This window comes from Flavobacteriaceae bacterium, from assembly GCA_003443635.1.
Taxonomy (GTDB): Bacteria; Bacteroidota; Bacteroidia; order Flavobacteriales; family Flavobacteriaceae; genus AU392.
This window is the reverse complement of sequence record CP031964.1, coordinates 416,580-442,086: the sequence shown is the minus strand read 5'-3', so window position 1 is coordinate 442,086 and position 25,507 is coordinate 416,580. Positions and strand designations below refer to the sequence as shown.

Sequence of the window (25,507 nt, the reverse complement as noted above, 5' to 3'; positions counted from 1 at the left end):
CAATTAATTCAATGTTTCACGAACAATATAAGCACCGTAGTATCCATGATGTGTTATAGAACAGTCCAAATTTAAAGGTTTATTATTTGCATATAATTTTGGAATTCCTAAAGCATCTTTTTTTATAGAAATTAATCTTTTTTCAATTTTACTATTTTGAGATATTGTCTGTTTTAATTGGTTGTAGCACATTTGGTGTTGTGTTCTATAATTGGTATCTTTTATTTTAAAGCAATTACCATTTAAAGTAGTAGTTTCTTCTAATATCGCTACTGTATAAATATAATCTGTTTTCACTTCTGAGGTAGTAAAATATTGTGTTTTATCAATAGTTACAATTCCTTTTGAAGTATTTACTAGCGTACATTCAATTTTTTTAGGATTGAAAAATCTATTCCGAAATTGCTGTATGTTAATTTTATAAGCACTCTCTTTCATACTCCATAATTGCCAAACCATTTTAAACGCATCTGGTGATGTTGAAATGTAGTTTTGTTCTTTTTGAGTAAATACTTTATCCAAAAAACCCTTTCGTTTCCAATTACTTTCTAAAAATGTTTGTTTTAAATCAACAATATCGTTACCAATCATTATTTCCCCTCAAGCTTAGTGGTAATAATTTCCATAGCAGCTTTTACGGTTAGCATTTTTTCCATCGAATCATTATCGATTTCAATATCATACTCGTCTTCAACATCTAAAATTACATCCACTAGATTTGCTGAGTTAATTTTAAGATCTGTTATAAAATCAGTTTCTTCAGTCAGGTTTTCAAATGCTTCTTCGTTTTGAATATATGGTTTTACAATTGTTTTTAGTGACGCTATTAAATCTTCTTTATTCATTATAATTTTTTGTTTCAATATTTTTTAAAAATAACGCATCCATTTACATCTCCAAAACCAAAGCTTGCTTTTGCTATAATATTCAAATCTTTATAAATGGTTTTTTGTGGAATTTTAGAGATATCAATTATTTCTTTAATGTCTTCGTGAACATCTTCACTATTAATAGATGGAAATATAAATCCTTCTTTTAATTGCAATACAGTTGCAACACTTTCTACAGCTCCAGAAGCTGCTAAACAATGTCCAATCATTGACTTTAGAGAATTAATATATGGAAAATCACTTCCTTTCTGGCCTAGTGCTTCTGACCAATTTTTCACTTCAACCGGATCTTTAATCGTAGCTGTTAAATGTCCATTAATCGCGTCAATCTCTAAAGCGTTGATTCCTGCATCTTCAATCGCATCTGTAATACAACGTTGTACTGCTTCTGAATTTGGAGCCGTCATTGTACCGCCGTTTCGTTGTCCGCCAGAATTTATATTACCTCCCAATACTTCAGCATAAATAGTAACACCACGTTCTAAAGCACTATCAAGTGATTCTAACACCAAAGCTCCAGCACCACTCCCTGGGACAAATCCAGAAGCCGTTGCACTCATAGGTCGTGAACCTTTTTCTGGATCATCATTATGTTTATATGTAATCACACGCATTGCATCAAATCCTCCCCATAAATAAGCACCATGGTCACTACAACTGCCTACTAACATTCGTTTTGCTTTCCCAAATTGAATGCGTTCCATTCCCATGATAATTGCTTCTGTTCCTGTAGTACAGGCGGAAGAATTTGTTGTGACTTGATTTCCTAACCCTAAAATGCCACCTAAATATGCTGTAACACCACTAGCCATTGTTTGTAGTACTACTGTACTTCCTAAACGCTTTACTTTTTTATCATCTATTTTATAAATAGACTCTCTAAATTTATCAACTCCAGATGCGGCAGTTCCAAAAACAGTACCACTATCTACATCTAAAGTACTATTTTCTGAAACCTCTAAACCAGCATCTTTCCATGCCTCCATGCCTGCAATACAGCCATATAAAATTCCTGAGCTATTAAAATTCCTTAATTGAAGCGAAGTGAAATATTGTGATATAATCTCGTCTGTTACAGGTGGAATTCCACCAATGCAACACGAGAAGTTTAAATCTTTTAACTCTTGTTGAAATCGAATCCCTGACTCACCATTTTTAATAGCTTTTGTAAAATTAGGAATACCTATGCCATTAGGTGATACTACACCTAAACCTGTAATTACGACACGTTGTTTTTTATTCATTTTATCATTCCTGAAATAATACCTCTAGCAACCAATTCGTCTTTGGCATTAAATAGTTTCACATTACATTTTAATTTATGAAATCGAAAAAATACTTTCTCTGAAATCACTTTAATGCTTTCTCCTGGTAGTACTGGAATAAAAAAATCCATCTCATTAGAGGTTAATCCAATTTGAGGAGTTTTCTCTTCTGAAATTGTATCTTTTAATAAATAGACTCCTAAACAAACTACACCTATCTGAGCTGCTGTTTCAGTTAAAATTACACCTGGAGTTATCGGGTTTTCTTTAAAATGGCCTTTATAAAAAAACTCCGAATCTTTAAACGTATAGCTTCCTATAACTCCATTCTCTGAAATCTCTTCAAGTTCATCTACAAACAAAAAGGGTTGTTGATACGGAAGTAGTTTTATGATTTCTGACGGTTTCATTTAACTTATATGTTCACCTCCATCTACTGGAATTATTGTTCCATTAATCCAAGCCGCTTCATCTTTTGCTAATAAATATACTGCATTAGCAACATCTTCTGGAGTCGTTAATCTATTATTCGGATTTCTTAATACCGAATGTTCTTTTATTTTATCACTTCCAGGAATCATCCGTAACGATGCGGTATCTGTTACTCCAGCTTGAATACAATTCGACTTTATTCCGAAAGGTGCAAATTCCAAAGCAATATTTCTTGAAATAGCTTCTAACGCTGTTTTTGCTGCAGATACTGCTGCATAGTTACGCCATGCTTTACTATTTCCTTCACTTGTAAAGCTAATCACTCTGGCATCTGAAGCAAATAATTGCGCATCAAAAATGGCTTTGGTCCAATCGTACAAACTAATTGCCATGGCATCAATAGTTAAATGAAAATCATCATTTTTAAGCATTGGTATTTCTGAAGATACCATAGGTTTTAAATTCCCTTTTGCTACACTATGCAGTAATACACGAATTCTACTTTCGTTTCCTAAAACAGCTTTCAATTCTTCAATAAGTTCGTATCTCTTTTCAGACTTAAAGGCATCTACATTAAAAGATATAAATTCAATTCCTTCATTTTTAATCTGATCGAATTCAGTTTCTATCTTCTCTATTTCAGATTTTCTATTTCTATGAATAACACAAATATTGCAGCCGTGTTTCGCTAGCTTTTTTGCACTTGCTAAACCCAATCCACTAGAACCTCCTAAAATGACAGCCCAATATTTTTTATCTTCAAATTCTTTTACCACTGTAATAATGTTCGTTGTGCGGAAAATCCTGGTCCAAAACTTAACATGAGTCCTGTATCTCCTTTTTTAACACCTCTATCCATAAAACGCTCTAGCACATAAAGTACTGTTGCGCTGGACATATTGCCATACAATTTAAGAACTTCTTTAGTATCATCAATATTTTTACCCAATGAACCAAATAATTCTTCCACAGTTTGTACAATTTTCTTACCTCCTGGATGGAAAATCAGATGATCTACATCTGTTATAGTTTTATTATTGCGTTCTAAAAACGGATGTATAATATTTGGAAAATGATTAGAAATAGTTTCTGGTACTGATTTATCTAATACCATTTGTAATCCTGTATTTCTTAATTTGAAACCCATCATATGCTCCGCATCATAAAAATGATACATTGCTTCATCTATAATTTCTGGTCCCTCTTCAGTTTCGTGAGAGGATAGAATTACTGCTGCAGCTCCATCTCCAAAAATAGCCGAACTCACTACATTTACCATCGAATAATCATCTAATTGAAATGTTGCTGTTGGTGCTTCTACAGCAATTACAGCAGCGCGTTTATTCGGGTTTGCTTTCAGGAAGTTTTTTGCATAAATAATCCCTGAAACTCCGGCAGCACATCCCATTTCTGTAACGGGCAAACGCACTATATCTTGGCGTAACCCTAAACTATTGATAAGATACGCATCTAGTGAAGGAATCATAATCCCTGTACAACTAACAGTAATAATATAATCAAGATCTTTTGGATTAAGATTTGCTTTATCTAATGCTTTCGTTAAAACACCTTCTGCTAATTTTATAGATTCTCGAGTATAAATATCATTTTTTTCTTCAAAAGATGTTTTTAAAAACACATCTTCTGGATCCATAATTGAGTAACGTTTATCTACTCCTGCATTTTGAAAAAGCTTAATCACTTTACGTCTAAAACGATCTTCTTGTTCACTCATCCACAATTCAACAAAAGGAATAATCTCTTCTGTCTTTCTATAATGTTCTGGCAGTTGCTTTGCTACTGCTGTTATTTTTACACTCATTTATTTTTGGATTATCCATTGAAAACGAAAAGCCCATCTCCATTTGATGATACTATTTACGTCTAATTTTTTTGAAATTTGTATTAAGTCTATTCTTTTAAACCCTCTTAAAATCGAAACTAAGCCATCTTCTTTTACCATTTTATTTTTAATAGTAAGGCTTAACAATTTAAAAAGATAATAGGCCAATCTGTGTCTATGTAAATCGTTTATTAAAACACCTATGCGAGCTTTCTCTAATATTGACCGTAATAAGTTTAAAATCTGATCTTCCTTAAAATGATGTAAAAACAAGGTTGCAATTACAATATCATAAGAAAGTGTATTAAATTCTTCTGAAAAAATATCTTGTTTTAGAAACTGAATTTCGTGATACGCTTGCGACCGTTTTTTAGCGTGCTCTACAGTGTATTCATTTGCATCAATTCCTATAAGTTTAAAAATATATCCATGTTTTCGGCCATAATCTGCTATTAATCGCAACATATCTCCACCTCCACAACCTAGATCTACTATAGTTATAATCTCATCTTTAGGATGTTTTTTAAGCATTGTTTTCAATCCACTTAGCGTCACTTGATTTCCCCCTAACCATTTATTAATATTTGCTAATTGATCTAGTGTATTGTCCAAAACATCTCCAGTAATGGAAAAATCATCCATTATCTCTTCTTCATTTGTTCTATATGTAGTGTCAACTAAAAAACTCATTCTGCTAATAACGGTTTTCCGTGAGTTTGTTTAATAATTTTTGGCAATAATTTGGGAAAGCATTTCATACCTAACATTACAATTTCGGAAAAACCATCCCATTTAAATAATGACGCTACTAAATGGCCCGTTTTAAGTCGTTTTTTAAACTCCCTATTCCATTGGTTTTTATATTCTCTTTCCAGAGCACTTCTAGAAATTTCGCCACTTATAAAACTGATAATTAATTTAGAAGCTATTTGTGCACTACGAATTGCCATACTCATTCCGTTTCCACACAAAGGATGGATCATTCCAGCTGTATCTCCACACATTAAAATATGGTTTTCTATAGGGCTTTTAGAAGAAAATGAGATTTGACTAATTGTTATTGGTTTTTTAAATAAAGTTGAAGAGTTTTTAAACACTGTTTTTAAGGCTATATTTTTGTAAACTACCTTTTCCTGAAACTCTTCTATATTCTTATATTTTTTAAACGCTTTGTAATCGGTAATATAACAAGCATTTATAGCATTATTTTCTACTTTAGAGATACCGCAATAACCTCCTTTAAAATTATGAAGCGCTACCAGGTCGTCTGGAAAATCACCTTTTAAATGTGTTTTAACCGCCAAAAAAGGAGATTCATTTTTTATAAACCTTCTATTTAGTTTTACATCAATAGCAGAACGTTTACCATAAGCACCAATAACTAATTTAGATGTGTACTCACTCTCATTTTTAGTAGAAACAGTAAATATATTGTTAGAAAATTGAATATCTGTAACTACATCCTGTATAATAATAGCTTTGTTTTCTTTAGTTTTTTCTGCTAAAGCTTGATCAATAGTATATCTGCTAACCCCAAATCCACCAAGTGGCAAAGTAGCTTTAATCGATTTGTTTTTTGGTGTAGTTAATTCAAATTTATCAATTCTTTTTGCACCATATCTAAAAGGATCAAAATCTAAAGATTGTAAATAAGGTAATACTTCGTTAGATATATATTCACCACAAACTTTATGTTTAGGGTATTCATTCTTTTCGATAAGTAAAACTTGAATACCAGATTTAGATAAGTGTATGGCACTTACTAAGCCTGCAAGCCCTCCACCAACAATTATAACATCTATAAAAGCATTAGTTTTCAAATAATTATTTTTTTCCGCTATAGACTATTTCAATCTTAACAGTATCAGACATTACAAAACTACTTTCTCCCACTCCATAATCTAATCTATTTATATCGAAATTAGCTGTTAAGCGTACTAAATTTTTAGTTTCGATTATTTCTATAGGAATAACAATAGTTTTAGTTGTTTTCTTTATTGTTAGTTTTGCTATAAGCTTGTATTTGTTTTGCGTCTCTTTTTCAAATTCTATAGATTCTAATTCTATAAATTCATAACTGGCAACATCAAAAAAATCTGCTCTACGTAAATGTGCATCTCTTTTATTATTATCTGTATTAATAGTATTTACTCTAACAATGCCTTTTATGTAACTATTGGATAAATTATTACTATTAAAGTTACTGGTTATAGCAATATCAGAAAACGTACCATCGACATAAAATCCTAAGTTTTTAATTTTAAAATCAATTTTGGTGTCTTCATTATTTTGAACAAGTCCCTGAGCATTTATATATAATACTTGAAAGAAAACTAATAATAAAACACATATTTTTCGCATAAACATGAATAAGTGTATGGTGTTTGACGTTTATTATAGAGTTTCATTGCAAAAAAGAAGCCGAACTTTACATTCTCTTAACTCGCAATAATTAATTCTGCTAACTCCTTACCTATACTACTTCCAATAGCGATTCCCATACCTCCTAACCTCACACCACAAAACACATTATTATCTAATTGTTTTACAATAGCTTTTTTTTGATTTCCTATACCCATTATACCACTCCAACGATGCTCTACCTCAAATGATGTCTTTGGCAAAATAGTAATTTGCAAGATTTTTTCTAATTGACCTTGAATGTGTTGCGTTTGACCAAATTCAGTTGTTTCTTCTCCATTATAATCAAGATTTCTACCACCTCCAAAAAGAATTCTGTTTTCAATATTTCTAAAATAATAATACCCTTGTTCTAAATGAAATGTGCCTTTTATATGTAAGTCTTTAATTGGTTTTGTAATTAATACCTGAGCTCTTGCTGGCTTAACATCTTCTTTTATTAACTGTGAAGCAAAACCATTGGTAGCTATAACAAGTTTATTTGTTTTAAAATCTAATTGATTGGTCTTTATATGTATTGAATTGTTATTATTTTCAAAGTGTTGGACGGTTACATTATTAATAATTTTTACGCCTTTAGATTGAACTTTATATAATAAAGTTTTCATCATTTTTCCTGTATCTATTTGCCCTTCAAAAGAATTGAAACTATATTCTTTCTCTATATTTTTAAAATTGAATATGTCTTTTTTAAAATTAAATACATTTGATTTAAATAAGGGATGAAGCAGTGCGTTGATATACTTTCTTTGTAACCTACATTCTTCAAATAATGTATTATTATTAAACAACTCGTACCCTCCTAATTGTTGATAATCTATAGCTTTATCCCCTAATGTTGTTCGTAATAACTGCAAGCCATCTCTCCTTTTTTTTACTAATTGCACGACTTCTTCTTCTGAATGTGATTTTAAATCACTCAAGATTTCGCTTAAACTACCAAAACAAGCAAATCCAGCATTTTTAGTACTTGCTCCCTGAGGTAATATTCCTTTTTCTAATATTAAAATATTGGCTTTAGGGTTATTCTCTTTTAAATAAAGTGCGCAATTTAAGCCAACTATACCACTTCCTATAATAGTGAAATCGACATTACTTAACCACGATTTTATTTCCCAATATGAAAGCTTCATTACAATAGTTTTGCTACCTGTAAAGATACTGTTTTAGAAATAGTGACTTTTATAAAAGGATAGAACTGTATTTTCACTTTTACTAAAAAACAATTTTATAAAAAGAAAAAAATGATCATAAAAAAACTCCGAAAAAATTCGGAGTTTTAAGTTTTAATCTTCTTGTGGTGCTTTCATTACAAAATCTTCCATAAATTTAGTAGTATAGTTCCCTTCAATATAATCAGGGTGATCCATTAATTGCCTATGGAAAGGTATTGTTGTTTTTATACCTTCTATAACAAATTCATCTAAAGCACGTTTCATTTTATTAATTGCTTCTTCACGTGTTTGTGCTGTTGTAATTAACTTTGCAATCATAGAATCGTAGTTTGGAGGAATCATATACCCTGCATATACGTGAGTATCTAAACGAACACCATGTCCTCCTGGAGCGTGTAAAGTTGTAATTCGCCCAGGTGATGGTCTAAAGTCATTATATGGGTCTTCCGCATTAATACGGCATTCTATAGAATGTAAATTAGGTGTATAGTTTTTACCTGAAATAGCAACACCAGCTGCTACTAATATTTGTTCACGTATTAAATCAAAATCAATAACTTGCTCGGTGATTGGATGCTCTACTTGGATACGAGTATTCATTTCCATAAAGTAGAAATTACGATGTTTGTCTACCAAAAACTCTACTGTTCCTGCGCCTTCATATTTTATATATTCTGCAGCTTTTACAGCAGCTTCACCCATTTTTTTACGCAATGCCGTTGTCATAAAAGGTGAAGGTACTTCTTCTGTTAATTTTTGATGACGTCGTTGTACAGAACAATCTCGCTCTGACAAATGACATGCCTTCCCTTTCGAATCTCCTACAACCTGAATCTCAATATGTCTTGGTTCTTCTATAAGTTTTTCCATATACATATCGTCATTTCCGAAAGCTGCTTTAGATTCTTGTCTTGCAGAATCCCATGCATCTTTAAGCTCTTCTGGTTTCCAAACAGCACGCATACCTTTTCCGCCACCTCCTGCTGATGCTTTAAGCATCACTGGATAGCCTGTTTCTTTAGCTATTTTTTGACAACCTTCAAATGATTCAATAATTCCTTCACTTCCAGGTACACAAGGAACACCAGCTGCTATCATTGTTGATTTTGCATTGGCTTTATCACCCATTCTATCAATCATTTCTGGCGATGCTCCAATAAATTTTATATCATGTTCTTCGCAAATTTTCGAAAATTTAGCATTCTCTGATAAAAACCCATACCCTGGATGAATTGCATCTGCATTAGTAATTTCTGCAGCTGCAATAACATTTGCCATTTTTAAATAGGATTCACTACTAGGTGCTGGACCAATACAAACTGCTTCGTCTGCGAATTTAACATGAAGGCTTTCTGCATCTGCCGTAGAGTATACAGCAACAGTTTTTATTCCCATTTCGCGACAGGTTCTAATAACACGTAATGCTATTTCACCTCTATTTGCTATCAATATTTTTTTAAACATAACTTCTTATATTAAAAATTTCAAATTCCAAGTACCAAACTCCAAATATTGGATTTTGAGATTTTAGTTATTGGAATTTTTAAATGGTTATGATGGATCTACTAAAAATAGAGGTTGATCAAACTCTACAGGAGAAGAATCGTCAACTAAAATTTTAACAATTTTACCTGATATTTCAGATTCAATTTCGTTAAAAAGCTTCATTGCTTCTATAATACAAAGAACATCTCCTTCCGCAATAGTTTGTCCTACTTCTACAAATAAAGGTTTGTCCGGAGAAGGCTTTCTGTAAAATGTCCCGATAATTGGTGATTTTATCGTAACATATTTTGAATCATCTGCTGCTGCAGGAGCAGTCGATTCTGTTTTTACAGGAGCTGCTGTTACAGGTTGTTGTGCAGGAGCTGTTGCAGTAGGTATTTGCGGTATCTGTCCTTGCATAGGAATCTGCTGAACTATTGTGGTATCTGAGTCAGATCCTGTTTTAATGGTGATTTTCACATCATCCATTTCTAATTTAACCTCACTCGCGCCAGATTTGGCTACAAATTTGATTAGGTTTTGAATCTCTTTAATATCCATAATTTAGTTTTTAGTTTAGTATAGTTAGTATGTATGTTAGATTAAGAATTATACGCCCATTTTAAATAGATTGACCCCCAAGTAAATCCACCTCCAAAAGCCGCAAAAATTAAATTATCTCCTTTTTTAAGTTGAGACTCGTAGTCGTTTAATAATAACGGTAGAGTAGCTGAAGTGGTATTCCCATATTTTTGAATATTCATCATTACTTTTTCTGTTGGCAATTCTACACGGTTTGCTGTGGCATCAATAATACGCTTATTAGCTTGGTGAGGAACTAAAAACGCAACATCATTATGAGTGAGTCCATTTTTTTTCATAATTTTTTCACTCACATCAGCCATATTAGAAACTGCATATTTAAATACATTCTTCCCATCTTGAAATACAAAATGCTGCTTATTTTTAATGGTTTCTTCATTTGCTGGTAAGATAGAACCTCCTGCATCAATTTTCAAGAAATCCCGACCAATACCATCACTTCTTAAGTATTGATCTTGATATCCTAATCCGTCTTCATTAGGTTCAAATAAAACAGCTCCTCCACCATCTCCAAAAATGATACAAGTAGCACGATCTTCATAGTTTATGATTGAAGACATTTTATCTGCTCCTATAAGTAGTATTTTTTTAAATCGACCAGATTCTATAAAAGTAGCTGCATTTGTCATTCCATATAAAAAACTAGAACACGCTGCAGATAGATCGTATGCAAAAGCATTAGTAGCACCAATTTGTGTAGCTGTATAAACAGCTGTCGAGGCTACGGGCATATCTGGAGTTGCTGTTGCTACAATAATACAATCAATTTCTTTTGGATCAATGCCTTTTTTGTTGATAAGGTCCTGGGCAGCTTTAATAGCTAAAAAGGAAGTTCCTGCACCTTCTTCTTTAAGAATTCTACGTTCCTTAATTCCGGTTCGAGTGGTAATCCATTCGTCATTTGTGTCAACTATTGTTTCCAATATTTTATTGGTTAACACATATTCTGGCACATATGCGCCAACAGCTGTAATAGCTGCTGTGATTTTACTCATAATTTTAGTTTAGTATTGAGCAAAAATTGATTAAAACCAGCCAAAAATGTCAAGAAATCAACAAAAAAGCTTTTTTTAATCAAATTTTGATGCAAAATAGGATGTTTTTGACTTTTAGAAAAATTTATTAACATAAAAAAACGCTCACAAGTGAGCGTTTTTTTAAATGCTTATATAAAACTTATGCTAAATTTTCTTCTGTAGCAGAATTATCAATTAACACTTGACCTCTATAATAAAGTTTTCCTTCATGCCAATGTGCTCTATGATATAAGTGTGCCTCTCCTGTTGTTGGACACGTAGCTATCTGAGGAACAGTAGCTTTATAATGTGTTCTTCTCTTATCTCTTCTTGTTTTCGAGATTTTTCTTTTAGGATGTGCCATTGTTATATATTATTTATCCGTTAATAATTTCTTTAATGTATTCCAGCGAGGATCTATTTCCTCATTATCTTTTTTATCTTTTCCCTGTTTGGGGCTTAATTCTTCTAATTTATTTAGTATGTCTGAGTTTAATGTTCCATCTAAGACTCCTGGATGGATTCTTTTTGTTGGAACTGAAAGCACAATTAATTCATATATATATTGTGCAATGTTAATTTCATATTCTCCATGAGGAATAATCAATATCTCTTCATTTTCATCATTATAATCATCTCCAAACTTTACAACTAAATCAAATTCATAATTTAATTCTTGATCGTAAGGCTCATTAGTAACATCACAATTAATATTAACTGTTCCTGATACTTGAAAATGTAATTCTAAGAATGTTATTTTTTTATTTAAAACAACATCTACTTTTACATCAGCATCATTAAAATCTTCATACTCAAAATGTTCAAAGAACGCATTATTTATACTATACTCAAAATTGTGTTTTCCCTGTTTTAATCCTACAAATTGAATTATGTATTCTTTTAGAGGTTTCATTATCACATTTATTTCGAGCGTGCAAATATATAAAATTTTATTTACCCTATTAAGGTTATAAACATTTTTTTGTTTATATCTTTTGTGCTTGTTTTTTTAAACGGTTTGTATTTAATTTTTGGTTTTGATTTCTGTTTTTAAATATTTGAATTCCTGCGTAAAGTGCTTCTTTAAAAGAACTATTATCTGCTTGTCCTTTACCAGCTATTTCATAAGCCGTGCCATGATCTGGTGAAGTTCTTACTTTGTTAAGTCCTGCAGTAAAATTAACACCTTCCCCAAAGGATAATGTTTTAAAAGGGATTAATCCTTGATCATGATATGATGCTACAATAGCATCAAAATTTTTATAATTATTAGAACCAAAAAAGCTATCTGCAGAATAAGGACCAAAAACTAATTTGCCAGTATCTCGTATACCTTTAAGAGTTGGTCTCAAAATCATATCATCTTCTTCGCCTATAACTCCGTTATCCCCAGTATGTGGATTAATACCTAATACGGCTATTTTAGGCTTCCGAATGCTAAAATCTCTATAAAGTGTATTGTAAATTGTGTTTATTTTAGATTCAATTAATTCTTTAGTAATGTGTGTTGATATTTCTTTAACAGGAACATGGTCGGTAAGTAACCCAACTTTCAATGTGTCTGTAATCATAAACATTAAGCTATTTCCTTCTAACTCTTGTGCTAAATAGTCTGTATGCCCTGGAAATTTAAATGTTTCGGATTGAATATTATGCTTATTAATTGGGGCTGTTAATAGCACATCTATGTGATTTTCTTTAATGGCTTTGGTAGCTGCAATAAGTGATTTTATAGCATATTCACCAATTTTAAAATCTTCTTTACCAAATCGAATATTTACATTTTCTTTCCAAACATTTACAACATTAACTTTATTCTCTATTGCTTGTTCAGGCTTATGAATGCTATTAAAAGCAAGATTACTTTTAAAGTGATTTTTTAAAAATGAAATAGTTTTAGTAGATGCAAAAATAATAGGTGTACAAAACTCCAAAACTCTAGTATCTTCAAATGTTTTAATAATAATCTCCCCCCCAATACCGTTAAGGTCTCCAACAGAAATTCCAATTTTTATTTTTTTTTCACTACTCATTAAAAATAATCGTTTTGTTTGTACTTTTGATGCCACAAATTTAACTAAATAAACACACAATATTATGTTTACCGGAATTATTGAAGATTTAGGAGTAGTGACTAAGTTAGAGCGCGATAAGGATAATCTTCATATTACTGTAAAGAGTAAATTAACTTCAGAATTAAAAATTGACCAAAGTGTTTCTCATAATGGTGTTTGTTTAACTGTTATCGCGATTAACCTTCAAAAAAACGAATACACTGTTACTGCTATAAAAGAAACTTTAGATAAATCTAATATTAATAATTTAACAACCAAAGCTTATATAAATTTAGAACGTGCATTAAAATTAGGAGATCGCCTTGATGGACACATTGTTCAAGGTCATATAGATCAAACCGCGATTTGCACCAATATTGAAAACAAAAATGGAAGTTGGTTTTTTACCTTTAATTATGATAATTCATTAGGCAATATTACTATCGAAAAAGGTTCCATTACTATTAATGGTGTAAGTTTAACTGTTATAAACTCTAAAAAAGACACATTTAGTGTAGCAATTATTCCTTATACATATAAGCATACAAGTTTTAGTACTTTTGAAATAGGAACAAAAGTAAATTTAGAATTTGATGTTATAGGTAAGTATGTATCTCGATTATCTGAGCTTAAGAATTAATTTATTGATTAAATTTTTTCTTTACCCCATATAACACTCCTATAGCTAGAGCAAATAGTACTCCGCCGTCAATAGGGAAACCAGGTGGCGGTGGCGGTGGCGGTGGTTGTACCGCCGCATAAGAAGCAAAACTTATTAATACAAATAAGATTAGGGCAATTTTTGTCTTGTTTTGCATTTTCATATTGTGCGCAATCTATATAAAAACTTAGTTAACAGAAAACAAATATAAGCTTTTTCGATAAAAAACCTCCACAAAGTGTTAAAAAAATCCGTTAAAAAGCGTTTATGCGTTTTTCTTTTTCAAAAAAATAGAGTCTAGTACCTCAACTTTTTATTGTGTAAATATAGATAACTTACTATAGAATAACGTTATAGGAAATAAATTATTTTATGAAAATTTTAAGATTTTTAAATCTGCTTTATATGTTCATGAAATATGTATTTTCTTACTTATATGATATTTTGAAATAAAGCTCAACAAAAACAAATATATTCTCATTATTTGCGACTAATTTTACAATATTGTGAAACTTTATACACCATGTATTAATACAATCTATGAAAAAATTACATACTAAATATATTATTATTGGTGCAGGTTTATCAGGTTTAACTACTGCTAATCAATTATTAAAAAATCAAGAAAACGATTTTATTATTCTTGAAGGACAAGATAGAATAGGTGGTCGTATTAATACAAAAAATGGTATTGAGCTTGGAGCAACGTGGTTTCAAAATCATCATACTTATTTATCTCAGACTATTATTTCTTTAAATCTTCAAAAATTCAATCAATATAGTAGTGGTAAAAGTGTATTAGTATATAACTCTATGGCTCCTGCCCATTTTTTTGAAACCGACCCCAACTCTCCTTCGGCATTTAGGATTGCTAATGGGACAATGTCTCTAATTAATAGTTTAGTGGCACCCCTTCTAAACAAAGTACATTTAAATAGTATAGTAACAGATGTTATTGAAAATAGGAATTTATTAAATGTTAAAACAATTAATGGAATTTATTCATGTGAAAAAATTATATTAGCATTGCCTCCTAAGATAGCTTCAAATATTAATTTCGAACCCAAATTACCTGACGATTTAATTGATGCTTTGGAAACAACTCACACTTGGATGAGTAATGCTATTAAAGTAGGAATGACCTTTAAGCTTCCTTTTTGGAGAGAAAAAGGATTTTCTGGAACAGTAATTGGTCAAGTAGGCGCAGTTACCGAATTATATGATCATTCTAATTATGAAGATTCGCATTATGCTCTAATGGGTTTTGTAAATGAAGGTTTAAGGGATTTGTCTTCGAATAACAGAAAAGAACGTATCCTCAATTACTTAGAAAAATATTTAGGAAAAGAAATTAGAGAATACCTAAATTATTACGAAAAAGATTGGTCTCTAGATAAATTCACTTCAAACGATAGCTTAAAGTCGATATATATAAGTCCACAATATGGTAATCCATTATTTGAAGACTTTTATATGAATGAAAAAATTCTTTTCTCTGGTGCTGAAACATCTCCTGTTCATGGCGGATATATGGATGGTGCTATTTATAGCGGTATAATTGCTTCAAAAAAACTATTAAATTCAGATCATTAGTTTTGTAATTATTCTTTTATTTAACCTACTATAACTTAAATTGTCTTTAAAACAAAAAATATCTTTTATTATGGAACAAAAACCACCTTTCCCACCATTTACATTAGAAACTGCAAAACAAAAAATACAAGGCGCTGAAGATGCTTGGAATAGTAAAGACTATAAAAAAGTATCTATGGCATATACCATTGACACCGAATGGAGAAATCGTAATTTATTTATTAATGGCAGAGAAGAAGTTCGTGCATTTTTAAAAGATAAATGGGAAAATGAACTTAATTACAAGTTAAAAAAAGAACTTTGGGCTTATCAAGATAATCGCATTGCAGTTCGTTTTGAATATGAATATCATAATAAAGAAGGGCAATGGTTTAGAGCTTATGGCAACGAAAATTGGGAGTTTGATGAAAACGGCCTAATGAAAAAACGTTATGCAAGCATTAATGATTTAGCTATTGACAAAAGTGATCGAAAATTATAATGGCAATTAATTATAATAATAAAACTTTTAAAGTAAAAGGAGCAAATGATGAAGATGCTACTTTTTTTAAATATTTCCAAGAAGGAAATATCCTTTGGGGGGAATACAAAGGCGGTTCAGTAAAAAGAGGCTCACTAATCGCCAACGTTGATAAAAACGGGGTTTTACAAATGCATTATCAGCATTTAAATACAAATCTAGAATTTAAGCTAGGTAAATGCATTTCTACACCTAAAATTTTAGATGATGGTCGTATCGAAATTTTTGAAGTTTACGAATCTGTAAACACAGAAACTATTTCAAAAGGAGAAATTACTCTCATAGAAGTCATTTAATTATTTATGGAATTATATCCACTTATTGATAAAATTCTAGAGCGTAGTCCAATTGAAATTGATGGCTATGTTATAGGTAAATCGGTTAAAGGCAGATCCATTCAAGGGTTTACATTTGGTAATGGCACAAAAAACATAAGTTTAATTGCAGGGAATCATGCCGATGAACCTGTTGGTCCTTTACTTTTAAAAAAATTAGTTTCATATCTATTCAGTTTACCTAAAGAGCACTATTTATTAGAAAACTACAGCTGGTATATAGTCCCGCATACAAACCCTGATGGAGAATCTCGAAATAAAAAATGGTATACTTATGATGATACTGAAACCGATTTAGCAAATTATCTCACTTATGTTACCCGAGAACAACCAGGTGAAGATTTAGAATTTGGATACCCTATAGAAGGTGAAATTGAAGCATTACGCCCAGAAAATACAGCTGTATATAAATTTTGGAAAACAGCAAACATACCATTTCATTTGCACGTATCCCTACATGGTATGGCTAAAACATATGGCCCCTGGTTTTTAATTGATAATAATTGGAAAGATCGTACTTTGAAACTTCAAGAGCAATGTCATAATAGAACAACATCTTTAGGTTATAAAGTATTTGATCTAGACAGAAAAGGTGAAAAAGGGTTTTATCGTATTGATGAAGGCTTTTGTACACGTCCTGATTCTAAAAGAATGCGTGATCATTTTTTAAAACTTAATGATACAGAAATGGCGAATAAATTTCATCCAAGCTCAATGGAATCTATTAGGAGTTTAGGCGGTGATTGCCTTACATTAGTTTCTGAAATGCCATTATTTTTATTTCCGAAAAAAGAACGTGATTTAATTTGGCCTGATCCTTATTTACAACAATGGAGCAATCAATTTTCATTATGGAAAATGCAATTGCAAAACGACTCATTAAATTCAGAACAATTAAAGCAAGAAATGAAACATTTAAATGTTTATCCTATGCTTTGGGAGGATCAAATGCGATTACAATGGCAATTAGTTATTTCAGGTATACAAACAATTAGTTAACTTCTTTATCTTCTATTTAAAAAATTTAACAAAACCTTCATGAAATGAATATTTAATCTATAAGACTAAATATTATATCTCCATAAATACTCATCAAGATTTAATAGTAATTATCATGAAAAAACTTATAGAAAACTCCGTAATCATAAATCAAAAATCACAATACATTACCATAATCTTCTTTTTAATTACTTTTTTATTTTCAATAGGGCAACAAAAAACTAATCCTAACAACCAAAGTGAAGAACTTGGTAAAGTAACTTGGTATCGTGATTATGATGAAGCTTTAAAAAAAGCTAAATCTGAAAACAAGGACGTTTTGATTTTGTTTCAAGAAGTTCCAGGATGTTCTACTTGTAGAAATTATGGTCATAATGTATTAAGCCACCCATTAATGGTTGAAGCGATTGAAGACCAATTTATTCCTTTGGCCATTTATAACAATAAAGAAGGCAAAGACAAACAAATCCTTCAGCTATATAACGAACCTAGTTGGAACAATCCTGTTGTGAGAATTGTAAATGCTAAAGGAGAAAATGTTGTTAATAGAATAGCTGGAAATTACTCAGCAAAAGCATTATATAGTACAATGACAACTTCTTTAGAAAAAGCAAATAAACCTATTCCTGAATACATGAAATTATTAGAAACAGAACTATTAAATTCAAATAATAATACTATAAAAGAAACTTACTTTAAAATGTATTGTTTTTGGACTGGAGAAAAACATTTAGGGAAAGTAGATGGTGTACTATCTACAGAAGCTGGTTTTATGGGAGGTCATGAAGTTGTAAAAGTGAAATTTGATCCTAATAAAGTAAATCAAAAAAACCTTTCTGTTCATGCAAAACAAGCAAATTTTAGTCCTATTACAAAAAGTAATTATCGTACTGCTTCTAACGATGTAAAATATTATTTAAAGCACACCAATTACAAGTTTTTACCATTAACTGAGTTACAGAAAACAAAAATTAATAGTGCCTTAGGTCTTGGAGTATCACCAAATAAATACTTGAGTCCAAAACAATTAAAGTGGTTAAACGAAATAAAGCATTCTAAAACTAAGCAGTATGTTTTATTTAATCAAGATTTCTTTAAAGCTTGGGATAAAAAAAACAGTATCACTACAAATTAAATTATTAGCTATCTTTATTATTAAAAATCTAACCTTTATAAAGGTTGGATTTTTTTGTTAATTTTATACCACCAAAATATCGCATATCAAATTATGATAATTGAACAAATATATACTGGTTGTCTTGCTCAAGGTGCATACTATATTGAGAGTAATGGAGAGGTTGCAATAATAGATCCTTTACGTGAAGTGAAACCTTATATTAGTCGTGCCATTGCAAATAAGGCGACTATAAAATATATTTTTGAAACACATTTTCATGCCGATTTTGTTAGTGGTCATATAACATTATCTAAAGAAACTGGGGCTAAGATTATTTATGGGCCTAATGCAGAGACTTCTTTTGATGCCATTATAGCGACTGATGGCCAAGAATTTAAAATTGGTGACATCACAATTAAAGCATTGCATACACCAGGGCATACTATGGAGAGTACGACTTATCTCCTGCGTGATAAAAATGGTAAAGATCATGCTATTTTTAGTGGAGATACTTTGTTTTTAGGAGATGTTGGCCGTCCAGATTTAGCTCAAAAAGCAGGAAGCATTACTGAAAAAGATTTGGCTGGATTATTATATGAAAGTTTACGTACTAAAATTATGCCTTTAGCTGACGATATTATTGTATATCCTGCACATGGTGCCGGATCTGCTTGTGGTAAAAATTTAAGCAAAGAAACCATTGATACTTTAGGTAATCAAAAACAAACTAATTATGCTCTTAGAGCAGATATGTCTAAAGAAGAATTTATAAAAGAAGTTACTGATGGTCTATTACCACCTCCACAATACTTTCCACTCAATGTAAAAATGAATAAAGAAGGGTATGATGATATTGATATTGTTTTAAAGCGCAGCACTAAAGCTTTATCTCCTGATGAGTTTGAACTAGTAGCTAACGAAACCGAAGCAATTGTTTTAGATGTCCGTAATCAAGAAGATTTTGCCAATGGGCATATTCCTCGATCGATTTTTATAGGCTTAAATGGTAGTTTTGCACCTTGGGTAGGTGCTCTAATTGCAGATACTAAACAAGCTATTTTATTGATTACTCCTGAAGGGCAAGAAGAGGAAACAATAACTAGATTATCTAGAGTTGGTTTTGATCAAACATTAGGATACCTTAAAGGTAGTTTTGATGCTTGGAAAAAGGCTTCTAAAGATTATGATACTGTAACTTCAATTTCTGCAATTACTCTTCAGAATATATTAAGCAAAGAGAAAATCTCTGTTTTTGATGTTAGAAAAGAAAGTGAATATTCTGCAGAACATATTATTGATGCACATTTAACTCCCTTAGATTTTTTAAACGATCATTTATCAGAGTTTCCAGATAAAGAAACTGCTTATATCCATTGTGCAGGAGGTTATAGAAGTATGATTGCAGCTTCTATCTTAAAGAGCAGAGGTATTCACAACATTATAGATATTGCTGGAGGGATGGCAGCTATTAAAAAAACAAATATTTCTATCACTGATTATGTTTGTCCTTCAACTTTAAAATAAATGAAATACGTTGTTATTGCATTAGCATTAATCACTTTTAATGCTTGTAAAGGTCAATCTATTACAAAAACAGAAATCATAACTCTAGAAGATTTTAAAAAAGAAGTTATTGGCAAAAATGTGCAGCTAATAGACGTTAGAACAAAAAGAGAATACATTTCTGGACATATAGATAATGCTATATTAATTCCTATAGCAAATAAAGAGTATTTTATAACAGAAGTGCAAAAATTAGATAAAAACAAACCCGTTTATATTTATTGCCATACAGGGGTTAGAAGTAAAAAAGCAAGTAGCCTTTTAGAAGAAATAGGGTTTTTAAAAATATATAATTTTACTGATGGATGGAAAGTATGGAGCAAACAACAAACCCCTTAAAGTCAATTTTTTTTATTCTTTTTAAATCCATAAGTAATTTGCTTTAAAAAACCATTTGGAAATTTATCATCATCTTTAAAGCCAAGTTCTATTGTACCACTATCTTCAGGGATATAATTCGTTTTAAAGATATAATCCCATAAGCTCAAACTAATTCCGAAATTCACTCCATGATGCCTTCCATCAGGTAAGGCATATGCATGATGATACAAGTGCATCACTGGGTTATTTATAATATATTTTAATGGCCCCCAAGTGATTTTTATGTTGGAATGATTAAAGTGTCCTATAAGTATTGATATAAAATGAACAATAAAAGCTTGTTCAGGTTCAAAGCCTCCTAAAAGCATTACCCCAAATGTTTTTAGAGGCTTGTAAAGAATATTTTCCATCCAATGGTAACGTAAATGTGCTGCAAACCCCATTTCTTTTACACTATGATGTACTTTGTGATAAGTCCATAAAAATGGGAAGCGGTGCAGCATTGTATGTGTAAACCATTGTACAAAATCTAATATAATAAAAAAGACAAGTAATTGTAACCATAATGGCCATTCAGAGATATCTACAATTGCAAGACTTTTAGCTGTTATGTTTATTTGGCTAAAAAACACTTCTAATATTTTATAAAAACCACTTATTGCAATAGCAAAAACAAAGAAATTAAAAAACATATAAAACCCATCTAACCAAAAATCTTTTCTAAAAATCGATTGATCTTTTCGCCAAGGAAATACAATTTCTAAACTCCAGACAAAAAATGAAATGATAATTAACCCCCAAAAATAATTCTCGAACCACGGAACTTCAAACAATATAGATTTCCAAGTCCAATCTAATGTTCCAAAAAAAGAATCTTTAAATGCTTCAAAATAGGTTTTCATAGCACAAATATCTGTACAATTATAGTCTCAATTCTATCCTTTTATTTTTTTGTCAAAAAATTATAGACGCCTTCGATATTCATTTCTCGCCAGGCATCATATTGACTAAAATCCTTATATGCTTCAAGTAAAATACTACGCTTCATTTCATCTAAAGATTGTCCCTTAGATTTTGCTTCTTTTACAGCATTATAAAGTGCTTCAAAATATTCTCTATGTTCTTTCACATCAGTTTTTGTTCCCATATCCCCGTGCCCTGGAACAAACGTATCGAAATCTAATGTCTCTACCTTTTTAATAGCTTGAATCCAATCAGGCAAAAAAGCACCATTAAGTGTACGATAAGGCAATCGGTCTACACTAATAAAATCAACTCCAAACACTACTTTTTCATCAGGGAAATAAATAGCGATACAATCGTCTGAATGGCTTTTACCAGGATAAATCAATGCAACATATTGATTTCCTAATGTGATTAATTTTCTAGTTTTAAATGTTTCATTAGGAACTGGTGTAGGTATTTTTTTATCTTCAATATTTTTCTTTGTAAGTGTATGACCCACAAATATTGCTTCATCAAAAACTTCACCTCCACTTACATGGTCATCATGATGGTGGCTATAAATCACATATTTAACAGGTAGATCAAATCGTTTTTTAATCTCTGCTTTAAGCCATGTTGCTGCATCTTTATTAATAGGATCTGTTACAATAGCTCCTTCATCAGTAATTAAAAATACTGAATAGTGTCCATTGTTTTGAAAGCGGTATAAATCGCCTTTAATTTTCGTAATTGTTCTTGTCGCCGTTTGACTAAAACTAAATAAAGAGATAGTTAATGCCAATATAAAAGATAATAGATGTTTCATATAAATTTAGTTTACATTCTAAATAATCTTATAAAATTAAAGTATTCAATATATTTATCCTTGCATTTTATAATTTCATTCTCAAAAAATTAAATACATTATGGAGTATTATAGATTTATAAACGTTTTAGTATCATTCTAAAAATATATTTTTGTTTAGATTAAGCATGGATTTCAAACTATATCTTACTATTTGGAATATTTTAATAGCAATTTCTACAATTGTTGGATTGACATTTGGTATATTACTTTTATGTACTAAACGAAAAAACAAAGCTGCTAATAAATTTATAGCTTTGGTTGTAATAATTATGTCGCTTTGGCTAACTTGGGTATATATTTCAGATATGAATATTCTTGATTATTACCCAAGATTTACATGGATACCCATCACTACTTATTTATTAATTATAGGCCCTTCTTTATATTTTTATGTTATTAAAATAATTACCCCTAGTTTTAAATTTAAAAAAATACACTACCTTCATTTTAGCCCTTTATTTCTAGATATAATCTTTCACTGTTTTCAAGTTTATGATAGTTATTTATCTGGAATACCATTACATCAAACAAAAACTTTTGAATTGATTAGTCCTTTTTTCCAATTATTAGCTATTATTTCTGTTGCCATTTATGTTAGATTAGCTATTAAAAAAATAAAGTTATTCTCTTCTATACTTGATGATAACTATAGCAATAGTGAAAAATATAAACTTAATTGGCTAAAAAGAATCATTTATTTTTTTGGCACAATGTGGGTACTTTGGTTACCATATACATTTATAGATTATTTCTTTTTCGATTATCAATTAAACTTTAAGTATTATTATCCATTATATCTAATAATGGGTGTTGTTTCTGTTTGGATGGGAGTAAAAACTTTTCTGAGGCCAGAGTATGTGTTATTACAATTAAAAGAGAACAGAGATAAAAAACCGCTCCCAGTTGAGGGTTTAAATAAAAAAGTGATTTGGCTTCAAAAAGAGATGGAACAAAACTTATTTTTTCTCAATCCTGAATTAACGTTAAGCTCTCTTTCCGAAAAACTTAACATTCATCCTAACCTCTTGTCTCGAATAATTAATCAAGGGATTCATAAAAGTTTTTCAGATTTTATAAATGAGTATCGTGTAAATGCTATTATAAAAAAGATGAAAGATCCATTATACAGTAATATTACACTTCTTGGAATTGCTCACGAAAGTGGTTTTAATTCAAAAACATCTTTCTATAGAACCTTTAAAAAGTGTACTGGTAAAACACCTTCTCAATATATAAAGTAATTTTACTTTATATATTATATTTAATCAAGTCCCAATTATGTAATATGGGACATCTATAACCTGTATATTAAGAACTTTCTAGCATTTATGCTATAAAATTGTATTTATAAACATCAATCAAAAAATGAAGAAGCAAATTATACTAATTACTATTTATGATATTACTTCTTAATAGTTTTATAAGTAAAAAAGAAAGAATAAGGCTATTTAGAAATATAAATGCCTCTAATAAAATATCATTAGATTAAATGAAACTAGATTACATACTATTTTACGTATTGTTTTTTACTATTACATTATATTCTCAAGAAGCAAATATTATTTCTAAAGGAATAGCAGATTCTATTTACAATATAGAGTATCCTAAAATTAATACCTACAGAAGCAAAATCAATTTCCCTCCATTTATCGGGTGGAATCAAAATGGCAAAAAAATGCTGTTCAATGGTGGCAAAGTCATTTATTCAATGAAGAAGTATAACTCAGAAATAAAAGAATATAAAGAGTTTGACAACAATCTAAGCTCCTATTTATCTCCAAATCATAATTACTTTTTATACCAAGAAGATGAAAATGGAAATGAAGATTATCAACTATTTTTATACGACATTACCACTAACAAAGGTAAGGTGTTGTCTGAGGAAGGGGATAAAAGTTATGATTCTTTTTGGAGTCCAGACAGTCAACGTTTTATATTCAAATCAAATAAAAGAAACCCTGCCGAAGTAGATTTATATGTTAGAGGAGTTTCTGATTCACATGATGAACAACTTTTATTTAGTAATATCTCAGATGATGGGCAGGTATACGATTGGAGCTTAGAAAAAAACACCATCTTAGCAGTTAAAGTCATCTCAGAGAACAATAAGTTTCTTTACTCTATCAACGATCAATCTGGGGAAATTGAACAAATCAATCCAAATAAAAATAATATTGCGTATTCAGATGCTAAATTTATTCCTAATCAAAATGCCTGTCTAATTATTTCTGATGAGTTTTCAGAATTCCTTCAACTACAACTTTATGATTTAAGCAGCAAAAAATTCAAAGTTATAACATCAAATATTCCTTGGGATATTGAAGCTTTGACAATTGATAAAAATGGAAAAAAAGCTGCATTCAGTATAAACAAAAATGGATTATCACAGCTCTATATTTTAGATCTAAAAACATTAAAATATTCTAAAGTTAATGATTCTCCAGAAGGTATTATACGCAATTTGATTATTAACTCAAAAGGGACAGAAGTTGGATTTAACTTATACGCTAGCACTTTTTATCGAAAGGTTTTTGGTTATAATATAAAAATCAATAAACTAAATCAATATACTAGAAAAGGTAAACTGTTAATAGACACTCTTATTTTCGCTAAAGCAGAATCATTTACCTACAAAAGTATTGATCCAGATAACAAAATAGAATACAATATTCCTGCTTTTATCTACAGGCCAAATATAGAATCTCCTTCACCTGTTTTTATAGATATTCACGGCGGTCCAGAATATCAAATAAAAGCTTCATTTAATAGTTTTTATCAATATTTAGTAAATGAGCTTGGAATAACCGTCATACTTCCAAATATTAGAGGTTCAAATGGGTATGGGAAGTCCTATATGAAGCTAGATGATGGAATAAACCGAGAAAATGCAATAGAAGATGTAGGAGCATTATTGGATTGGATAAAAAAGCAACCTGATTTAGATGCTGATCGTGTTGCTATTTATGGAGAGTCATATGGTGGCTATGTTACGCTTGCTTCATTGGCAAAATACTCAAAAAGAATAAAGTGTGGTATTGATGTTGTGGGAATTTCTAATTGGATTACCTATTTAAAGAGTACAAGAGATTATCGGAGAGATTTAAGAAGAGTTGAATTTGGGGATGAACGAAACAATAACACATCAGTGTTTTTAAAGGAAATTTCACCTATAAATAATGTAGATAAAATAGATTCACCTTTATTAATTTTTCAAGGATTAAATGATCCTAGGGTTAATTATAAAGAATCCGAGCAAGTATATAAAGCTCTAAATTCTTTAGGAAAAGAGGTATGGTATGTATTGGCAAAAGATGAGGGGCATGGGTTCAAAAAGAATAGTAATTATTTACTACAAAGAAACCTTACTATTTCGTTTCTAAAAAAACACTTAATTTATTAAT

The 25,507-nt window shown here is 30.5% G+C and carries 29 protein-coding genes; 10 read left to right on the top strand and 19 right to left on the bottom strand.

Translation table 11 applies throughout. The features are described 5' to 3' along the window. Window positions 1–3 precede the first annotated feature (3 nt). The 16 genes from D1817_01990 to pdxA all read right to left on the bottom strand — a co-directional run bounded on the left by D1817_01990 (window position 4) and on the right by pdxA (window position 13,163). Window positions 4–591, bottom strand: a complete 588-nt coding sequence (locus D1817_01990; protein AXT18675.1) for a 4-phosphopantetheinyl transferase family protein — start codon at window positions 589–591, stop codon at window positions 4–6. Continuing rightward, window positions 591–845, bottom strand: a complete 255-nt coding sequence (locus tag D1817_01985; protein ID AXT21207.1) for an acyl carrier protein — start codon at window positions 843–845, stop codon at window positions 591–593. The genes D1817_01990 and D1817_01985 overlap by 1 nt, the downstream gene beginning before the upstream one ends. A gap of 14 nt (window positions 846–859) precedes the next feature. Next, window positions 860–2,134, bottom strand: a complete 1,275-nt coding sequence (locus D1817_01980) for a beta-ketoacyl-[acyl-carrier-protein] synthase family protein (GenBank protein AXT18674.1) — start codon at window positions 2,132–2,134, stop codon at window positions 860–862. Further along, complete coding sequence (locus D1817_01975) at window positions 2,131–2,565, bottom strand: hydroxymyristoyl-ACP dehydratase (GenBank protein AXT18673.1); 435 nt, start codon at window positions 2,563–2,565, stop codon at window positions 2,131–2,133. The genes D1817_01980 and D1817_01975 overlap by 4 nt, the downstream gene beginning before the upstream one ends. Further along, a complete protein-coding gene (locus D1817_01970; protein AXT18672.1) occupies window positions 2,566–3,363 on the bottom strand; it encodes an SDR family oxidoreductase in 798 nt (265 codons plus the stop codon). Next, window positions 3,357–4,409: a type III polyketide synthase gene (locus tag D1817_01965; protein ID AXT18671.1), complete on the bottom strand. Its 1,053-nt coding sequence runs from the start codon at window positions 4,407–4,409 to the stop codon at window positions 3,357–3,359. Before D1817_01965 ends, D1817_01970 begins: the two co-directional genes overlap by 7 nt. Then, window positions 4,410–5,120, bottom strand: a complete 711-nt coding sequence (locus D1817_01960) for a methyltransferase domain-containing protein (protein AXT18670.1) — start codon at window positions 5,118–5,120, stop codon at window positions 4,410–4,412. It lies immediately after the preceding gene. Beyond that, window positions 5,117–6,250 (bottom strand): NAD(P)/FAD-dependent oxidoreductase, encoded by a 1,134-nt coding sequence (locus tag D1817_01955; GenBank protein ID AXT18669.1) that lies wholly within the window; start codon window positions 6,248–6,250, stop codon window positions 5,117–5,119. The genes D1817_01960 and D1817_01955 overlap by 4 nt, the downstream gene beginning before the upstream one ends. 4 nt (window positions 6,251–6,254) lie before the next feature. Further along, a complete protein-coding gene (locus tag D1817_01950; protein ID AXT18668.1) occupies window positions 6,255–6,797 on the bottom strand; it encodes a YceI family protein in 543 nt (180 codons plus the stop codon). A gap of 71 nt (window positions 6,798–6,868) precedes the next feature. After that, entirely contained in the window at window positions 6,869–7,984 is a 1,116-nt protein-coding gene (locus tag D1817_01945; protein AXT18667.1) for an FAD-binding oxidoreductase, read from the bottom strand. 153 nt (window positions 7,985–8,137) lie between these two features. Continuing rightward, entirely contained in the window at window positions 8,138–9,490 is a 1,353-nt protein-coding gene (gene accC, locus D1817_01940; GenBank protein ID AXT18666.1) for an acetyl-CoA carboxylase biotin carboxylase subunit, read from the bottom strand. Between the two features lie 87 nt (window positions 9,491–9,577). Then, on the bottom strand, window positions 9,578–10,072 hold the full coding sequence (gene accB, locus D1817_01935; protein ID AXT18665.1) for an acetyl-CoA carboxylase biotin carboxyl carrier protein: 495 nt from the start codon (window positions 10,070–10,072) through the stop codon (window positions 9,578–9,580). A 41-nt stretch (window positions 10,073–10,113) separates the two neighbouring features. Continuing rightward, window positions 10,114–11,109: a ketoacyl-ACP synthase III gene (locus tag D1817_01930; protein ID AXT18664.1), complete on the bottom strand. Its 996-nt coding sequence runs from the start codon at window positions 11,107–11,109 to the stop codon at window positions 10,114–10,116. Window positions 11,110–11,290: 181 nt separating this feature from the next. Further along, window positions 11,291–11,494, bottom strand: coding sequence for a 50S ribosomal protein L32 (rpmF, locus tag D1817_01925; GenBank protein AXT18663.1), 204 nt, complete (start codon window positions 11,492–11,494; stop codon window positions 11,291–11,293). 9 nt (window positions 11,495–11,503) lie between these two features. After that, the gene (locus D1817_01920; protein AXT18662.1) at window positions 11,504–12,043 is read right to left on the bottom strand and encodes a DUF177 domain-containing protein; all 540 of its coding nucleotides are present in this window, start codon (window positions 12,041–12,043) and stop codon (window positions 11,504–11,506) included. Window positions 12,044–12,116: 73 nt separating this feature from the next. Then, window positions 12,117–13,163 (bottom strand): 4-hydroxythreonine-4-phosphate dehydrogenase PdxA, encoded by a 1,047-nt coding sequence (gene pdxA / locus D1817_01915; GenBank protein AXT18661.1) that lies wholly within the window; start codon window positions 13,161–13,163, stop codon window positions 12,117–12,119. Window positions 13,164–13,227: 64 nt separating this feature from the next. Between pdxA and D1817_01910 the strand changes: the two genes are divergently transcribed. Next, window positions 13,228–13,824: a riboflavin synthase gene (locus D1817_01910; protein AXT18660.1), complete on the top strand. Its 597-nt coding sequence runs from the start codon at window positions 13,228–13,230 to the stop codon at window positions 13,822–13,824. Window position 13,825: 1 nt separating this feature from the next. Here D1817_01910 and D1817_01905 read toward each other — a convergent pair whose 3' ends face one another. Further along, a complete protein-coding gene (locus D1817_01905; protein AXT18659.1) occupies window positions 13,826–14,008 on the bottom strand; it encodes a hypothetical protein in 183 nt (60 codons plus the stop codon). 377 nt (window positions 14,009–14,385) lie between these two features. Between D1817_01905 and D1817_01900 the strand changes: the two genes are divergently transcribed. From D1817_01900 to D1817_01870, 7 genes are all read left to right on the top strand, one after another. Then, window positions 14,386–15,438 (top strand): FAD-dependent oxidoreductase, encoded by a 1,053-nt coding sequence (locus tag D1817_01900; protein ID AXT18658.1) that lies wholly within the window; start codon window positions 14,386–14,388, stop codon window positions 15,436–15,438. A gap of 67 nt (window positions 15,439–15,505) precedes the next feature. Further along, on the top strand, window positions 15,506–15,919 hold the full coding sequence (locus D1817_01895) for a nuclear transport factor 2 family protein (protein AXT21206.1): 414 nt from the start codon (window positions 15,506–15,508) through the stop codon (window positions 15,917–15,919). Next, window positions 15,919–16,254 (top strand): hypothetical protein, encoded by a 336-nt coding sequence (locus D1817_01890; protein AXT18657.1) that lies wholly within the window; start codon window positions 15,919–15,921, stop codon window positions 16,252–16,254. Before D1817_01895 ends, D1817_01890 begins: the two co-directional genes overlap by 1 nt. Before the next feature lie 6 nt (window positions 16,255–16,260). Next, entirely contained in the window at window positions 16,261–17,292 is a 1,032-nt protein-coding gene (locus D1817_01885) for a peptidase (GenBank protein ID AXT18656.1), read from the top strand. 115 nt (window positions 17,293–17,407) lie between these two features. Beyond that, on the top strand, window positions 17,408–18,427 hold the full coding sequence (locus tag D1817_01880; protein ID AXT18655.1) for a thioredoxin family protein: 1,020 nt from the start codon (window positions 17,408–17,410) through the stop codon (window positions 18,425–18,427). A gap of 93 nt (window positions 18,428–18,520) precedes the next feature. Then, window positions 18,521–19,933 (top strand): MBL fold metallo-hydrolase, encoded by a 1,413-nt coding sequence (locus D1817_01875; GenBank protein AXT18654.1) that lies wholly within the window; start codon window positions 18,521–18,523, stop codon window positions 19,931–19,933. 75 nt (window positions 19,934–20,008) lie between these two features. After that, window positions 20,009–20,311 (top strand): rhodanese-like domain-containing protein, encoded by a 303-nt coding sequence (locus D1817_01870; GenBank protein AXT21205.1) that lies wholly within the window; start codon window positions 20,009–20,011, stop codon window positions 20,309–20,311. A 2-nt stretch (window positions 20,312–20,313) separates the two neighbouring features. On the opposite strand, the gene D1817_01865 is transcribed toward D1817_01870, so the two are convergent. Both D1817_01865 and D1817_01860 read right to left on the bottom strand, forming a co-directional pair. After that, entirely contained in the window at window positions 20,314–21,195 is an 882-nt protein-coding gene (locus D1817_01865; protein AXT18653.1) for a sterol desaturase family protein, read from the bottom strand. Between the two features lie 41 nt (window positions 21,196–21,236). Next, entirely contained in the window at window positions 21,237–22,064 is an 828-nt protein-coding gene (locus D1817_01860) for an MBL fold metallo-hydrolase (GenBank protein AXT18652.1), read from the bottom strand. Window positions 22,065–22,231: 167 nt separating this feature from the next. On the opposite strand from D1817_01860, the gene D1817_01855 reads away from it, so the two are divergent. Continuing rightward, on the top strand, window positions 22,232–23,347 hold the full coding sequence (locus D1817_01855; GenBank protein ID AXT18651.1) for an AraC family transcriptional regulator: 1,116 nt from the start codon (window positions 22,232–22,234) through the stop codon (window positions 23,345–23,347). A gap of 248 nt (window positions 23,348–23,595) precedes the next feature. Next, window positions 23,596–25,506 (top strand): S9 family peptidase, encoded by a 1,911-nt coding sequence (locus D1817_01850; GenBank protein AXT18650.1) that lies wholly within the window; start codon window positions 23,596–23,598, stop codon window positions 25,504–25,506. Window position 25,507 lies beyond the last annotated feature (1 nt).